Source organism: Mesorhizobium sp. Arg314 (genome assembly GCF_053714275.1).
Window position 1 is genome coordinate 1 of sequence record NZ_JBSKBP010000027.1, and the last position, 15393, is coordinate 15393.

The window sequence follows — 15393 nt, forward strand, 5'->3', positions numbered from 1 at the left end:
CCATCGATATCCACGTCATTTACTCGCCGTGGGGCAAACGATCGCTATCCCCCGAACGGCCTCAGCTCGACGCTTACTCTACAGGAATAGCTTCCATTGGGACAAAGACGCATATGTAGCAGCGGGCTGCTCGCCAACCGGGGGGTGCGACTACACCAAGGCCCGCATCACGCATTTTGTTCACATGCCGAATTCGTCGATCAAGGGTACCGCTATTGAGAGCGTCAAATACCCACTCGAAAATCGAATCTGGTACGAGTACCCGGGTCAGACGAGCAGCGTATATGGCGGAACTAACGACCAACCAATCGCGATCGGCCGTGTGCTAGACGATGGTACGACGCAGCTTACAAAATTTTCCTATGATACCGGTGGCTACTTTAACCCTACCCAGGCTGTGGACCCGGTCGGTCGCACCACGTCATATGCCTATGCCAATCAGATTGATCCTGCCGCGATCAGTCAGACCACGCAGCACGGCGTCCAAACGACGGTTGCGCAGTATATCTACAACGGCCACCATCGTCCGGTGTTTTACACGGATGCCGCAGGTCAGACCTGGCGCTACACCTACAACGCCGCCGGCCAGATGACCTCGTCAGTAGACCCGTTAGGCCACACGACAACCTATCATTACGACGCGTCGGCAAATCTAACCTCCGTCACCAATGCCAACAACGCCACTGCGGCAACCTACACCTATGACGGGTTCGATCGCGTGCGCACCTATACCGATTCCGAAGGGTGGACTGCCACCTATAATTATGATGCTGCCGACCGGCTGACAAAGGTCGCTTATCCGGACGGCACGGCGGATCTCTACACATACGACAAGCTTGACCGGGCCGCTTATACGGACCGGTTAGGCAGGACATGGAGCTATATCTACGATGCGAACCGCCGCCGCACGAAGGCCACCGACCCACTCGGGGCTCAAACGCTGTTCGGTTACGATGGCCTTGACCAACTCGCCAGCCTGACTGACCCCAAGAACAACACCACGGCATGGACTTATGACTTACAGGGGCGGCTATCGCTCAAGACCTACGCAGACAGCAGCACGGTCACCTATTCTTACGAGAACACGACCAGCAGGCTGAAGTCTGTCCTCGACGCTCTGGGGCAGACCAAGCAGTTCAGCCACGCTAAGGACGACAGGTTGAGCGGGATTACCTATCTCAACAGCGTGAATCCGACGCCGAACGTTAGTTTCGCCTATGATCCGTATTTCCCGCGCCCCGCCTCTATGACGGATGGCACCGGAACGACGCAGTATAGCTATTTCCCGCCTTTCGCCCAAGGTGCTCTCAAACTCCAGCAAGAGAGCGGCCCGCTGGCAAACAGCGCCATCACCTATGCCTATGATGAGCTAGGAAGGCCGAGCTCACGTACCGCTGCTGGAGCCGGTGCCGAGACTTTTGGCTACGATGCGATCGGCCGCTTGACAGGTCACACGAGCGACCTCGGAGCGTTTGTCCTTGGTTATCTGGGCCAGACCGACCAAGTCACAGGTCGTCAGCTTGCCAATTCTACCCTTGCCACGAGTTGGAGTTATCTTCCCAACTCCGGCGATCGGCGGCTCGCGCAAATCAGCAATGTCGGTTTGTCAGCAGGCCAGTTTTCGACCTACCAGTATACAACTACGCCTGAGAATTTGATCACCTCTATTACCGAGACCAGCGACAGCCCAGCCTCCTATCCTACATCCAGCACGCAGACGGCCAGCTACAACAACCTCAATCAACTCACCAGCTTATCAGGGCTGGCTTTGAGCTATGATACCAATGGAAATCTGCTGTCCGATGTCCAGCGCAACTACAGTTGGGACGCTGAGAACCGTCTGATTAGTATAACTTATCCTGGAACGCCCGGTAAGGCGACCAGTTTTGCTTATGATGGCGTGGGACGTCGAGCTATAACTACCAGCACGCCGGCCGTTGGCAGTGCTGTCATCACCTCTTACATTTGGTGTGGTAGTTTGATCTGCCAGGCGCGAGACGGTGGTAATCGTACGACACGGCAATATTTGGCTGAGGGCGAATTCGTGCCTGGTGCCTCTGCTGTTGCTTACTATTACGGCCCTGATCAGATTGGCTCGGCACGACGCGTGTTTGCCAACTCAACCAACGCTACTGCCTACGGCTACGATCCTTACGGTGTTCCGTTGCAAGGCACGACGCTGCTCACGGACATCAACTACGCCGGAACATTCCATGACACTGACAGCGGGCTCGATCTAGCGCTCTTTCGAGCCTATGATCCGGTGGCCGGGCGGTGGTCGTCAAGGGATCCAATCGGGGAGACGACAGATCCCGCAGGAAACCTCTACGCCTATGTCGGCGGGAACCCGGTTACCTTTTCGGATCCAAGTGGTCTTTTGCCCATATGCGGGCCGGGAGCGCCGGATCCGGCCGACCCATACTATCAGCCGGTCGCCGATATTACTGGGTTTACAAGGCATGGCATAAACCAAGCAATAAATCGAACGGTAGGCCCAGCAGCAATTATGGACGCCGTAGCGAACCCAATTTCGGTGACGCCGATGGCAAATGGTACTACAAGATTTACTGGAGCCGGCGCAGTCGTGGTCCTGAACCCTCTTGGCCAAGTTGTTACCCTCTGGCCGAAATGACGAGTCTACGAGGAAACGATGACGGGTATTAAATCAACGGGAGCGGCAATCCGAACGATCCTATTATCGGATTGGGACCCGCTACTAGTCGGAAACGTTTCGGTGGCGCAGGACGAGTATGACGCTTATGTAGGACCGCTCCTCGGCCTGATTGAACGAAAAGCATCGGTTGATGTGATTCGAGACTACTTACTAACGGTTGAAAGACGTTCAATGGGATTGGTCGGCAATGAGAGTCGCGCCTTGGCTGTGGCAGGGCTGCTCAAAGAGTTGAAGGTAGCATTTTGATTATACCCTGTTTGATTAGATGTATACCCTGTCTGAAAGTCAGGTTCTTCCGATCCCGACAACGGTCGCTTCGGAGGAACTCTATCGCAGAACGGCTGTTGGTTGTCAGTTGTCGTCCAGCCGACGGGCAAGGCGGACGCCTGGTCCCCCTCCATTCTGTGAAATGAATTCGATCCCTGCTGCCTCGAAGGCGGCACGAATAGCCTGAAGCGTTTTGGGTTTGAGATGATCGCCCTGTTCCAGACGCGTAATGGTCTGCGTTGCGACGCGCGCCACTTCGGCTAGTTCACGTATGCCCCAGCCAAGAGCTGCCCGAGCCATCCTGCATTGGATTGCGTATATTTCATCACGAGGTGATGATTTTTGTTGCCTGCTCACGTCTCGACCTGTAGTCTTCAACCGCACAAAAAACGGCCGGAAAAGGTGCTGGAACACCAATTCCGACCTGACCACAACCTAAGCTTCAGGGAGCTCGGATCATGGCTGATTCCGACAATACCACGCCTTTGTCTTTCGTCACCCGCAGGAGGGTACTTGCGGGAACCGCATTTGCAATTGCGGGATGGCAGCGAAGGGCGTTTGCCAGCAACAATTTGGAAAAGGACCTATCCGCCGATCCTGCGGTGGCGCTGTGGCGCAAATGGCATGATGCACACGAGCAGACTGAACGGCTGTGCCGTCAACAGCAGCGCCTAGAGCGGAAACTCGCCGAAACTGTCGGATTTCCTTCCGTGACCATCCGGCTGAGCGGCGGCGAGAGCGTGACGCTGCATTCGCTTGAGGCGCTTCGCGAAGTGCTCGATCTTGGTCCGGAAGGCGTGGCAATGCGTGCGAAGGCTGAAGCCGATTTTGCTGCTCATCAGGCGCGCTGGGATGCTGCCGATAAGGGGATTGGCTATTCAACGGCGTTGCGGGCCGAACGCGAAGTTGCCGACCGAGCGGAGGACCTGCTTGAGGCACTGTCCGAAACTCCCGCGACATCCCTTGCCGGCGTGGCAGCCAAGCTCGATGCAGTGCTTCGAGAAGGCGAAGTATCGGAAGACAGTGACGAGTTTCCCTGGCCACAGATCCGCTCGGCCTTCGAGGACATTGGTCGGATTGGTCGGCAGAGGGAGCCGAGCCAGGCATTTCCAAACGGGATGCGCCAACCAAAGCCTCTCCGAAATCGGGGAGGGTGCTGCTTCCGCGTCGGGGATGAGGCGAATGGGGGCGCAGCATGAAAAAACTCGCTGGCGGATCGCCCATCATGGTCGAAAGTGTCGCGTTCAATGGCAAGAAGGCTGATCCAATCACCGCCCGCTCGACATCCCTCGGTTCGACCGGAACCCAGCCAAGTGTGCCACCTGGCGAGTGGTCTGTCACTGACGCTGTCGAGTTGGCAAAGGCATTCTGGGGCAACGAAGCTTCAACTGTCATCGCTTGGTCCGCCCTGGCAGCGCATTGTGAAGGCAATATGCCGGAATACGGGTTCTGGTTTGAAGTGTTTGCGCACCTTCATGCTGGCTCATCCGATTCCGACTGGAAGGCGTGATGCCATGGGCTCGTCGGCGTTCCTTCAATTGAGCGCCATAATGCGCAGTGCTCGCGGTGGCGACCCGGACCAGTTGCAACTCGTCAAGGCAGCAAGCGCTTCTCGGGGACGAGTAAAAAAGGAAACTGAAGCGTAGATAACGGCTATGTGAGATTGGAGAGACTTCGACGATTCTTGCCCTGGTGCTGCAACGCACCTTCGAAATTGGGCAAGAGCGATGACAACAAAGCGGCGTGATCAGCAAGCCGAGACCAACCTATTTTCTCGCTCGCGCGCCGTCGACGACGCATTGTTGGAAAGAACGGTTCGGCTCTTCGAAGCACGCACCGGTCGTTGCCTGTCCAAGGAGGATGCTCGCCAAATCGTGGAGAACGTGACCGGGTTCTTTCGCATCCTTGCCGAGTGGCACAAGATGGATTGAGTGAAGCGGCCGGCGCTGCGCTTTGGACGTCCTGCCAAGCAATTGCGGAATGAGGGAGATGGTAATCGGCCTCGAGTGCCGACTTGTCGATCGGCGTTGGCTCAACCTTTATCAATCGAGTGGAATTCCGATAACTCCGTTATCTTGAGATGTGCAACCGCGACCACGAGCGTGCTCAGTAGCAAGTTGGCCGTAACGAAATGACGCGGAAGGACCCTCTCGAAGGATTGCCGACGAGGGTGTTTTCGGCGAACTCTGTCGGCGCTGGCCTGCCAACGCTTGACCCACCTGGGTGTTGCAGTGCTGATGAATGAGGGGAGGCGGAGTGGATGGACAGGCGAACCGCACAGATCGCGAAGCCCGACACCTTGGTGAAAGCGCTTCTCTATGCGCGCGTGTCCTCGAAAGAACAGGAGAAAGAGGGCTTCTCGATTCCGGCACAATGCAAGCTTCTGAGGGATTATGCCCTCAAGAATCAGTTCGGCATCGTGCAGGAATATATCGACGTCGAGACCGCCAAGAGCAGCGGACGGACCAACTTCAACGAGATGGTCAAATATCTGCGCAAGCATCCTGGCGTGCGCATAATACTGGTTGAGAAGACCGATCGGCTCTACCGCAATCTTAAGGACTGGGTGACGCTCGACGAACTCGACGTCGAAATTCACCTCGCGAAGGAAGGCGTGATGTTATCGCGCGACTCGCGCTCCTCGGAAAAGTTCATGCACGGCATCAAGGTGCTGATGGCCAAGAACTATATCGATAACCTTTCCGAGGAAGCCCGCAAGGGACAGATGGAGAAGGCGGAGCAGGGCATTTGGCCGAGCAAGGCACCGCTCGGCTACGTCAACGTCACGGCCAGCGATGGCAAGAAGGTCATCGAGCCAGATCCGATCCTGGCGCCCATCGTTACGAAAATGTTCGAACGCTACGCGACCGGCCGATATTCGCTTAAGGCTCTCACGAAGGCAGCCCACGCTGATGGGCTCATCTATCCAAAGAGCGGCAATCCGGCGCCAGTGAGCACCGTACACACGATTCTGCGTAACCGGCTCTACACAGGGCTATTTCAATGGAGCGGCAAGCTTCATCAGGGCAAACACGCGCCGCTTATATCGATCGAGCTTTGGGAACGGGTGCAAGGCGTCTTGACAGGCCGGCACGCGACCCCAACCCATTCCTATGGCCATGAATTTGCTTTCACGGGCCTGATGACCTGCGCCGAATGCGGCTGTGCTGTCGTGGCGGAAATCAAGAAGGGCAAATACGTCTACTATCACTGCACCGGACATGCCGACAAAGGTCGGGGTGGATACGCCGATTGCCGCCGCAAATATGTTCGGGAAGAAGTGCTTGATAAGACGTTCGGGGCGCTCCTCGACAAGCTGCATTTCGATGAGGAGGTGCTGGACTGGGTGCGCGAAGCGCTCAAGTCAAGCCAGGCCGATGAGCGGCGCGAGCATGAACAGGCCATACAGCGGTGCCAGGCAGAGTACAAACGTCTCGGAGATCGCCTGCAGGCCATGTACCTGGACAAGCTCGATGGCCGCATCGACAACGCCTTCTATGACCGCATGTCGGCGCAGTGGCGGGTTGAGCAGACGCGGCTCCTGCGTGAGATCGAGCGCCACGGTCAGGCTGAAGAATCATATATGGAAGATGGCGTTCAGCTCCTGGAGCTGGCACGTAAAGCGGGTCAACTATTCGTCCAGCAGCCTCCGCACGAGAAAAAGCGGCTTCTGAATCTGGTGCTGTCGAACTGCGAGTGGAGCCAAGGCGAAGTTCGCGGTGCCTTTAGGCAACCGTTTGATTTACTTGTAGAAACGACAGCCGCTGCGGCTATCGAAGAGGCTCATGGAGCCAAGGTATCCACAGGGCATCCAGTTTGGCTGGGGAACCTGGATTCGAACCAGGACTAACGGAGTCAGAGTCCGTGGGTCTACCGTTAACCTATTCCCCAGCAGGCGCGACTGGCATCGCGCGAAGCGGGCGGCTCATGCGCCGCGAGCGCTGCCTTGTAGCCGCCATCAAAAAATAGTCAAGCCCGCAGCTGAGTTCAACCGCGGCCTTTTTGCCGAGGTCGTTTCCGCCGGGCGGGCGGAAGGCTTCAGCTCTTGCCGCGGCTGTATTGGGAGTGCTCGAAATAGAGCACCACGCAAAGGCCGATCAGAAGCGGAATGATGAGATAGAACAGGCGGAACACCAGAAGCGCCGCGAGCACGCCCACGGGGTCCATATCCGAAAGGCCGGCGAGGAAGACGACCTCGAACACGCCAAGCGCGCCCGGCGCATGCGACAAGAGCCCGATCGAGAACGACACCATGAACACGCCGAGCACGACGAAATAGCCGGGATTGCCAGCTTCCGGCAGGGCAAAGTAGATGATCGCGGCGGCCGCCAGCAGTTCGACTGGGCCGACCAGCAATTGCCGCGCGACGATCGGCAACGCCGGATAGTGCAGCTGGAAGGAGCCGATCTTCAGCGGCCGGAGCCGCAGCCAGCTGCCGAAGGCATAGGCGCCGACGAGGATGAGCATGGCAAGCCCCGCGGCGAATGCCGCGCCATGATGCGGCGCGCCCGTGAAACGATCGATGATCTGGGGTTCCAGCAACAGCACGAGGCCGCCGAGAAGAACGCTGGACAGGATGAAGGTGAACCAGCAGATCGCCACCAGCACGCCGACCTCCTGGCCGGTCAGCCCCCTCGTGGCGTAGGCGCGGTAGCGGATCACCGCGCCCGAAAACACCGAGCCGCCGATATTGTGCGACACCGCGTAAGTGGTGAAGGAGCACAGCGTGACGAACAACCACGATACCTTCTTGCCGATATGCAGCAGCGCGATGTGGTCGTAGCCGGCGAGCGAGGCATAGGCGACGACCGAGCTCAGCGCCGCGAGCACCCAGTCGCGCGGCGGGATAGCGGCGATGCCGGCCCAGACATCGTTGAGCGAAATGCCGCGCAGTTCATGAATGAGCAGCCACAGCGAGAACGCTACGGCCGCAATGCCTATGACCGGCCAGAAGTAGCGCCTCCAATTCATGGCGTCGTCATCATGCGTTGCAGCTCATTCGTCCGGATTGGCCCCACTTCGCCCGCATTATCGTCATTTCAGACATGCCCGATTGAAGCCGGCTATTCAACCGGCAAGACATTGCCCGGACGTGATGTCGGCAAAATGTGACGTTGGCGAAATTCGGCCATGCGCTCTTGGTGATTGCGAGCGGCGCTGCTACTCTGTTGCCAACTTGAAACAAATCGAGGTGCCTGCTGCGTCCGTCTTTGGTTCGCGCGGCGCCGGAAGGAACTGAAGTGGAAGACCACGACACCGGCGCGGGCGCGTCGGCAGTGGGTGTGTCCGGGGCCTCGTCGGCGGAGTCGGCGGCCCCGTCCGCAGGGCGTTTCAGCCGCCATGCGGGCGCGCATGCCAGACATGCCGACCAAAGACATGCCGACCAAAGACATGCCGATAATCAAGGCGAGAACCAGAAGGGCAAGACGCGCAAGCGACGCAAGCGCCGGCGCGGCCGCAAGGTCTTCGCTCGCGACGAGAATGGCGCCATACCGTCATCGGCCCCCGCTATCTCTGCTGCCCGCGCGCCAGAGCCCGCGCCGGCCACACCCCAGCCGAAGCCGTTCCCGCCACGCCCGCCGCAGCAGGAATTGCCGGTGTTCGCCGCGCTCGATCTCGGCACCAACAATTGCCGGCTGCTGGTCGCGGTGCCTGGCCGTCACGGCCAGTTCCGCGTCATCGACGCTTTCTCGCGCATCGTCAGGCTGGGCGAGGGGCTGACGGCCAGCGGCCGGCTCAGCCAGGCCGCGATGGACCGTGCGGTCGAGGCGCTGAAGATCTGCGGCGACAAGCTGCGCAATCGCAAGATCAGGAAAGCCCGGCTGATCGCCACCGAAGCCTGCCGTTCGGCCGCCAACGGTGTCGAATTCCTCGAACGGGTCGAACGCGAGGCCGGGCTGAAGCTCGAGATCATCGACCGCCAGACCGAGGCCCGCCTTGCCGTTTCCGGCTGCGGCTCGCTGGTCGAGCGCGACACGCAAGGCGTGGTGCTGTTCGACATTGGCGGCGGCTCGTCCGAAATCGCTTTGATCGACCTGACGGGACGCCGCTCGTCGCGGCTTGCCAACCACATTGTATCGTGGACCTCGCTTCCCGTTGGCGTCGTGTCGCTCGCCGAGCGCTTCGGCGGCCGCACGGTGACGCGCGAGACCTTTGCCGCCATGGTCGACGACGTGGCCGCGCGGCTGAAGGTCTTCGATGGCCGCGACAGGCTTGCGCATGTGCTGGCCAGCCCCAATTTCCACCTGCTCGGCACGTCGGGCACGGTGACCACGCTGGCCGGCGTGCATCTCGATCTCGATCGCTACGACCGCCGCCGCGTCGACGGGCTGTGGATGAACCGTGACAGCGTCGATCGCATGATCGAGAGGCTGATCGGCTGGGATTTCCAGCAGCGTTGCGCCAACCCCTGCATCGGCGCAGACCGTGCCGACCTCGTGCTCGCCGGCTGCGCCATCCTGGAAGCGATCCGCGGTGTCTGGCCGTCCGAGCGGCTGCGCGTCGCCGACCGCGGCTTGCGCGAAGGTATCCTGAGCGAACTGATGGCCGATGACGGCATCTGGCGTAATGATGGGCGTGGCCGGTAATGGGTAATAAACCGGGAAAGCCGGGTTCAGGGAGCATTCGCGTTCTCAAGACCAGGATCAAGAAGAAGAGCGGCTTGAAGGAATCTTCGCGCCGCTGGCTCGAGCGCCATATGAACGATCCCTATGTGCAGCGCTCCAAGGCCGACGGCTACCGCTCCCGCGCGGCCTACAAGCTGATCGAGATCGACGACAAGCACCATCTGCTGAAGCTGGGCATGAAGGTGATCGACCTGGGTGCTGCCCCCGGCGGCTGGTGCCAGGTGGCGGCCGCGCGCACGAAGTCGAGTGCCGAGAATCCACACGTCGTCGGCATCGACTATCTCGAAATGGACGCAGTCCCGGGCGCCGTCATCCTGCAGATGGATTTTCTCGATCCCGACGCACCGCGGAAGCTTGCCGAGGCGCTCGGCGGCCAGCCGGATGTGGTGCTGTCCGATATGGCCGCACCCACGACAGGGCACCGCCGCACCGATCATCTGCGCACCATGCATCTGTGCGAAGTCGCGGCCGATTTCGCGCTGCACGTCCTGAAGCCCGGCGGGCATTTCCTCGCCAAGACATTTCAGGGCGGCGCCGAGAACGAGCTCCTGTCGCGGCTGAAGCAGAACTTCCGCTCGGTCCACCACGTCAAGCCGCCGGCCTCGCGCGATGAGTCGGTGGAGCTTTACCTGCTGGCGAAGGAGTTTAAGGGTTAGCGCTTCTCCTTCTCCCCTTGTGGGAGAAGGTGGCCGCGAAGCGGCCGGATGAGGGGTGTTCCAGGGAGCGCCGACGTCTCACTCCGCTGGAACACCCCTCATCCGTCTCGGCGCTGTCGCGCCGATCCACCTTCTCCCACAAACAAGGGGAGAAGGGACAGGCGCTCACTTCCCCGCGGTCCCCACCGCCTCCAGCGTCTTCGGCGTGGTCAGCCGGCCGTGCCCCGAGACGGCATTGCCCGCTTCCGGCGCAAGCCGCATGAAGGTGATCGACGCCGCTGCCGAGACCGCCGCCACGATGAAGAAGGCGATGTGGAAGTCGCTCAAGGTCAGCGGCCCGCCATGGATCGAGGTCGATACTTCGAGAATGCCGCCGGCCAGCGCCACGCCGAGCGCGATCGACAATTGCTGGAAGACCGCGGTGATCGGCGTCGCCTTGCTGGTGTCGGCGGGCGTGATCTCGGCATAGGAGAGCGCATTGACGCCGGTGAAGAACATCGAACGGATGAAGCCTCCGACCAAAAGGATCGCCAGCATCAGCGCATAGGGCGTCTGCGGCGTGAACAGGCCGTAAATGGCGATCGAGGCGGCCGCGACCAGCGAGCCCCAGATCAGCACGCGCCGGAAGCCGGCAAGGCGGAAGAGCAGCGCGGTAACGAACTTCATGCCGATGGCGCCGATCGCCGAAACGAAGGTGATCATGCCGGACTGGAAGGGCGTCAGCCCGAAACCGATCTGGAACATCAGCGGCAAAAGGAACGGCACCGCGCCGATGCCGATGCGAAACAGCGAACCGCCGAGCACGGAGGATCGGAAGACCTGGTTGCGGAACAGTTCCAGCGCCAGCAGCGGGTTCGTGGCGCGGCGGGCGTGGATGAGATAAAGCACGCCAGAGACCGCGCCGACGGCGACGGTGATGAAGCCGGCCATCGGCGGCAGCGCCGGCAGGCTGACGACGGAAAGGCCGAAGACGACGCCGGAAGCGGCGAGCCCCGAGAGCACGAAACCGGGGAAATCGAGCGGCGGCGTCTCGGCCGGCTCGGTTTCCGGCAAATAGCGCGTGGCAAGCCACATGCCGATGAGGCCGATCGGCACGTTGATCAGAAAAATCCAGTGCCAGGTGAAATAGGTGGTGATGAAGCCGCCGATCGGCGGGCCGACCAGGGGCCCGACCAGCGCCGGCACGGTCAGCCAGGACATTGCTGCGACCAACTCGTTCTTCGGCGTGGCGCGCACCAGCACCAGGCGTCCGACCGGCGTCATCATGGCGCCGCCGATGCCTTGCAGGAAGCGCGACACCACGAAGGCCGGCAGCGAATTGGCGAAGGCGCAGGCGACCGAGCCGGCAATGAAGACGCCGATCGCGGCGCGAAACACGTTCTTGGCCCCAAACCGGTCCGCCATCCAGCCGCTGATCGGAATGAAGATCGCCAGCGACACCAGATAGGCCGTCAGCGCCAGCTTCAGCGCGATCGGGCTGGTGTGGATGTCGATCGCGATCGCCGGCAGCGATGTGGCGATCACGGTCGAATCCATGTTTTCCATGAAAAGAGCGACCGCCAGGATGAGCGGGATGATGCGGTTCAAGGGAAACGCCCTGATTTGTCTTCGCGAATCTGGAGCCTGGCTTGGGGGCGAGCCGGCACGCCCGGGCGGTTATCACGCATTGGTCCGGGTGTCGCATTAAATTGCTGTCACTTTTGTGCGACCGCAACCGCTGGTGGACGCAACCGACAGCGGTGCTTGATAAATGAGGGCTCCATCGCTATTGTAGTGAAAATAACTACAATGGGTGTAATTGTGGATGAAGCCGTTTCAGCAGCCGATGCCAATCGTAGGTTCTCTCATATCTTGCGCGAAGTACGTGATGGCCGGAGCTACGTGGTGACCAGCCACGGGCGGCCTGTGGCCCGGATCGTACCTGCTGAAAAGGACGAAGGCGTGGCCGCCCGCTCGCGCGCGGCATTGTTGTCGCGACTCAAACAGCAGCCGATCGTCAAAGTCGAAGGCTGGACACGCGATGATCTCTATGAGGACGATCGGTGAAGGTGGCGCTCGACACCAACATTCTTGTGTATGCAGAAGGGGTCGATAGCGCTGAAAAACGCGATACCGTCCTCGAATTGTTGAGCAACGTTCCGCAAGAGGCGGCCATCGTTCCGATCCAAGTGTTGGGCGAACTGTACAATGTGCTTGTCCGCAAGGCCGGGCGATCGCGGGAAGTCGCTCGCGATACGCTGCTGGGTTGGCAGGACGCATTTCCGGTTGCCGGAACGACGCCCGAGGTGATGCTGATGGCAGCCGACTTGGCTGCGGATCACCATTTTGGCATCTGGGACGCGGTCATCCTTTCCACGGCCTCGCAAACGGGTTGCCGGCTCCTCTTGTCCGAGGACCTACAAGATGGCTTTACCTGGGGAGGCGTAACCGTGGTCAATCCTTTTGCGTCGCCGCGTCATGCTTTGCTCGATGCCTTCCTGGGCGCCGACTAGCATCTGACATACCGCGCAACGACCGGCTTTTCATCGCCCGCCGGACGTGTTACCAGCCAGCGCCAATCCTGAAAGGGAAGATCAGAGTCGGCGCTGGCCATCTTGGCCCAGCGCCTTTTCCGCATTCAAAAGGACTGGCCATGGCTAAAATCATCGAAACGTCCACCGGCGCTCTGGCGCTGACCTTCGACGACGTGCTCTTGCAGCCCGGCCATTCCGAGTTCATGCCGGGCGAGACCGATATCCGCACCCGCATTGCCGGCGATATCGACCTCAACGTGCCGATCCTTTCGGCCGCCATGGACACCGTCACCGAGGCGCGGCTGGCGATCGCCATGGCACAGGCCGGCGGCATCGGCGTCATCCATCGCAATCTGACGCCGGCCGAGCAGGCCGAGCAGGTCCGGCAGGTCAAGAAATTCGAATCCGGCATGGTGGTGAACCCGGTCACCATCGGTCCGGACGCCACACTCGCCGACGCGCTGGCGCTGATGCGCGGCAACGGCATTTCCGGCATTCCGGTGGTCGAGAATGGCGGCACCGGCGGCCATACGGTCGGCCGGCTCGTCGGCATCCTCACCAACCGTGACGTGCGCTTTGCCTCCGATCCGGCGCAGAAGGTCTATGAACTGATGACCCGTGAGAACCTGATCACGGTCAAGGAGAATGTCGACCAGGACGAGGCCAAGCGCCTGCTGCACAAGCACCGCATCGAGAAGCTGGTGGTGGTCGACAGGAAGGGCAATTGCGTCGGCCTGATCACCGTCAAGGACATCGAGAAATCGCAGCTCAACCCGCATGCCACCAAGGACGCGCAAGGGCGGCTGCGCGCCGCCGCGGCCACCAGTGTCGGCGATGACGGCTTCGAGCGCGCCGAGCGACTGATCGACGCCGGCGTCGACCTTTTGGTCATCGACACCGCGCACGGCCATTCGCAGCGCGTGCTGGACGCAGTGGCGAGGGCAAAGAAATTGTCCAACTCCGTGCGCATCCTGGCGGGCAATGTCGCCACCGCCGACGGCACGCGGGCGCTGATCGACGCCGGCGCCGACGCCGTCAAGGTCGGCATCGGCCCGGGCTCGATCTGCACCACCAGAATCGTCGCCGGCGTCGGCGTCCCGCAATTGTCGGCGATCATGTCGGCGGTCGAGACGGCCAGCAAGGCCGGCGTGAGCGTCATTGCCGATGGCGGCATCAAATATTCGGGCGATCTCGCCAAGGCGCTCGCCGCAGGCGCAAGTGCCGCCATGATCGGCTCGCTGCTCGCCGGCACCGACGAGAGCCCTGGCGAGGTCTATCTGCACCAGGGCCGCTCCTTCAAGGCTTACCGTGGCATGGGCTCGGTCGGCGCCATGGCGCGCGGCTCGGCCGATCGCTACTTTCAGGCCGAGGTCCGCGACACGCTGAAACTGGTCCCGGAGGGCATTGAAGGGCAGGTTCCCTACAAAGGACCTGTGGCTGGCGTGCTGCACCAGCTTGCAGGCGGCCTGAAAGCCGCTATGGGTTATGTGGGTGGACGTGACCTTGCTGATTTCCGCGAGCGCGCCACCTTTGTGCGCATATCCAACGCCGGACTTCGTGAAAGCCACGCCCATGACGTCACGATCACCCGCGAAAGCCCCAACTATCCGGGCGGACTTTGATCGGCAAGCCGATCGGCCCGGCAGCCAGGGGCTGTGGCGTGGCTTGAGTGTGGCGGTGCTGCGACTGTCGCGGCATGCGGCGGCGCTGTCTGTTGCCTCGATTGCGCTTTTCCTTGTCATGACGGCGCTGGAGTTCTTCTATTTCCAGCGCCTGAGCGGCGGCCTGGCGTCACTCGACATGCGCGTCGCCGGCTTCACGCCCGACGAAGGCATGGCGTGGCTCACCGCGCTCGGCCGGCGCGGCGGCGAGATCATCATCGTCTGGCACTACCTGACCTTCGACCTCCTGTTTCCGGCGCTGTTGTCACTCACTCTGGTCAGCCTCATTCTTGCCTTCGGCCGGCGGCTCAGCACTTTCCGCGCCATGCCGGCGCAAGTGCAGGTCCTGTTCTCGCTTGTGCTGGTGCTACCCTATGCGGTCGCCGACTATGCCCAGAACCTCGCCGTCGCGCGGCTGTTGTCCGATTTTCAGTCGGCCAATCCCGATTCTCTGGCATTCGCCTCCTTGCTGACCGTCACCAAATTCGCGTTGCTGGCGATCCCATTCTTCGTCATCGCGGTCTTCGCGCTGGCCGCACAGCGGCGGCGCTGACGGAAGGAGGGGCGCACATATGCACCAGACCGCCATCTTCTGGCCGATGCTGGCGCACGTGCTCCTGGTCTACATCGTCTATATGGTGATGCTGAAGCGGCGCTATTGGGCCGTGAAGTCGGGCGAGGCCAGGGTCAGCCAGTACAGGGTCCGCTCGACCGAACCGGCATCGAGCGTCACCGTCGCCAACAATCTGATCAACCAGTTCGAGCTGCCGGCTCTCTTCCATGTGCTGTGCCTGGCGCTGTTCGTCACCAACGGCGTGAATTATCTCACGCTGGTGCTGATGTGGGTGTTCATAGTCACGCGCTATATTCACGCCTGGGTGCATCTCGACAGAAACTATGTGCTACACCGCAGCCGCGCCTTCTTCCTCGGCGCGGGCATACTTCTCATCGCCTGGATCTGGTTCGCGCTCCACCTGCTCGGGGCGGTGTGATGCT

Annotated in this window: 16 protein-coding genes and 1 tRNA gene; 13 read left to right on the top strand and 4 right to left on the bottom strand. The window is 60.8% G+C overall.

Going from position 1 to position 15393, the window contains the following annotated elements; all coding sequences use genetic code 11:
* The first annotated feature begins 184 nt into the window (after nucleotides 1-184).
* Together ACWGS9_RS24015 and ACWGS9_RS24020 are read left to right on the top strand one after the other, a co-directional pair.
* Nucleotides 185-2632, top strand: coding sequence for an RHS repeat-associated core domain-containing protein (locus ACWGS9_RS24015; RefSeq protein ID WP_454507589.1), 2448 nt, complete (start codon nucleotides 185-187; stop codon nucleotides 2630-2632).
* 18 nt (nucleotides 2633-2650) lie between these two features.
* The gene (locus ACWGS9_RS24020) at nucleotides 2651-2920 is read left to right on the top strand and encodes a hypothetical protein (protein WP_454507590.1); all 270 of its coding nucleotides are present in this window, start codon (nucleotides 2651-2653) and stop codon (nucleotides 2918-2920) included.
* A 105-nt stretch (nucleotides 2921-3025) separates the two neighbouring features.
* On the opposite strand, the gene ACWGS9_RS24025 is transcribed toward ACWGS9_RS24020, so the two are convergent.
* Nucleotides 3026-3241 carry a helix-turn-helix domain-containing protein gene (locus ACWGS9_RS24025; RefSeq protein WP_454507667.1) on the bottom strand — a complete coding sequence of 72 codons (216 nt, stop codon included), beginning with the start codon at nucleotides 3239-3241 and terminating at the stop codon, nucleotides 3026-3028.
* 158 nt (nucleotides 3242-3399) lie between these two features.
* Here ACWGS9_RS24025 and ACWGS9_RS24030 point away from each other — a divergent pair, with 158 nt between their 5' ends.
* The 4 genes from ACWGS9_RS24030 (at nucleotide 3400) to ACWGS9_RS24045 (ending at nucleotide 6791) form a co-directional block, all read left to right on the top strand.
* A complete protein-coding gene (locus ACWGS9_RS24030; protein WP_454507591.1) occupies nucleotides 3400-4140 on the top strand; it encodes a hypothetical protein in 741 nt (246 codons plus the stop codon).
* Entirely contained in the window at nucleotides 4137-4451 is a 315-nt protein-coding gene (locus tag ACWGS9_RS24035) for a hypothetical protein (RefSeq protein ID WP_454507592.1), read from the top strand. Before ACWGS9_RS24030 ends, ACWGS9_RS24035 begins: the two co-directional genes overlap by 4 nt.
* Nucleotides 4452-4668: 217 nt before the next feature.
* Complete coding sequence (locus ACWGS9_RS24040) at nucleotides 4669-4872, top strand: hypothetical protein (RefSeq protein ID WP_454507593.1); 204 nt, start codon at nucleotides 4669-4671, stop codon at nucleotides 4870-4872.
* Between the two features lie 329 nt (nucleotides 4873-5201).
* Nucleotides 5202-6791 carry a recombinase family protein gene (locus tag ACWGS9_RS24045; protein WP_454507594.1) on the top strand — a complete coding sequence of 530 codons (1590 nt, stop codon included), beginning with the start codon at nucleotides 5202-5204 and terminating at the stop codon, nucleotides 6789-6791.
* Here the strand turns inward: ACWGS9_RS24045 and ACWGS9_RS24050 are convergent.
* Both ACWGS9_RS24050 and ACWGS9_RS24055 read right to left on the bottom strand, forming a co-directional pair.
* Nucleotides 6759-6832 (bottom strand) — tRNA-Gln (locus tag ACWGS9_RS24050). The genes ACWGS9_RS24045 and ACWGS9_RS24050 overlap by 33 nt on opposite strands.
* Nucleotides 6833-6979: 147 nt before the next feature.
* Nucleotides 6980-7912, bottom strand: a complete 933-nt coding sequence (locus ACWGS9_RS24055) for a lysylphosphatidylglycerol synthase transmembrane domain-containing protein (protein ID WP_454507595.1) — start codon at nucleotides 7910-7912, stop codon at nucleotides 6980-6982.
* Between the two features lie 269 nt (nucleotides 7913-8181).
* On the opposite strand from ACWGS9_RS24055, the gene ACWGS9_RS24060 reads away from it, so the two are divergent.
* Both ACWGS9_RS24060 and ACWGS9_RS24065 read left to right on the top strand, forming a co-directional pair.
* Entirely contained in the window at nucleotides 8182-9528 is a 1347-nt protein-coding gene (locus ACWGS9_RS24060; protein WP_454507596.1) for a Ppx/GppA phosphatase family protein, read from the top strand.
* Nucleotides 9528-10223 carry an RlmE family RNA methyltransferase gene (locus ACWGS9_RS24065; protein ID WP_454507597.1) on the top strand — a complete coding sequence of 232 codons (696 nt, stop codon included), beginning with the start codon at nucleotides 9528-9530 and terminating at the stop codon, nucleotides 10221-10223. The genes ACWGS9_RS24060 and ACWGS9_RS24065 overlap by 1 nt, the downstream gene beginning before the upstream one ends.
* 165 nt (nucleotides 10224-10388) lie before the next feature.
* On the opposite strand, the gene ACWGS9_RS24070 is transcribed toward ACWGS9_RS24065, so the two are convergent.
* A complete protein-coding gene (locus tag ACWGS9_RS24070) occupies nucleotides 10389-11810 on the bottom strand; it encodes an MFS transporter (protein WP_454507598.1) in 1422 nt (473 codons plus the stop codon).
* Nucleotides 11811-12023: 213 nt separating this feature from the next.
* On the opposite strand from ACWGS9_RS24070, the gene ACWGS9_RS24075 reads away from it, so the two are divergent.
* The 5 genes from ACWGS9_RS24075 (at nucleotide 12024) to ACWGS9_RS24095 (ending at nucleotide 15389) form a co-directional block, all read left to right on the top strand.
* Nucleotides 12024-12269: a type II toxin-antitoxin system Phd/YefM family antitoxin gene (locus ACWGS9_RS24075; RefSeq protein WP_320308577.1), complete on the top strand. Its 246-nt coding sequence runs from the start codon at nucleotides 12024-12026 to the stop codon at nucleotides 12267-12269.
* Nucleotides 12266-12715, top strand: a complete 450-nt coding sequence (locus ACWGS9_RS24080; RefSeq protein WP_454507599.1) for a PIN domain-containing protein — start codon at nucleotides 12266-12268, stop codon at nucleotides 12713-12715. The genes ACWGS9_RS24075 and ACWGS9_RS24080 overlap by 4 nt, the downstream gene beginning before the upstream one ends.
* Before the next feature lie 140 nt (nucleotides 12716-12855).
* Nucleotides 12856-14358, top strand: a complete 1503-nt coding sequence (gene guaB / locus ACWGS9_RS24085) for an IMP dehydrogenase (RefSeq protein ID WP_320212222.1) — start codon at nucleotides 12856-12858, stop codon at nucleotides 14356-14358.
* Nucleotides 14359-14422: 64 nt separating this feature from the next.
* Complete coding sequence (locus ACWGS9_RS24090) at nucleotides 14423-14950, top strand: hypothetical protein (protein ID WP_454507668.1); 528 nt, start codon at nucleotides 14423-14425, stop codon at nucleotides 14948-14950.
* Between the two features lie 19 nt (nucleotides 14951-14969).
* Nucleotides 14970-15389, top strand: coding sequence for an MAPEG family protein (locus tag ACWGS9_RS24095; RefSeq protein ID WP_454507600.1), 420 nt, complete (start codon nucleotides 14970-14972; stop codon nucleotides 15387-15389).
* The last annotated feature ends 4 nt before the right edge of the window (nucleotides 15390-15393 follow it).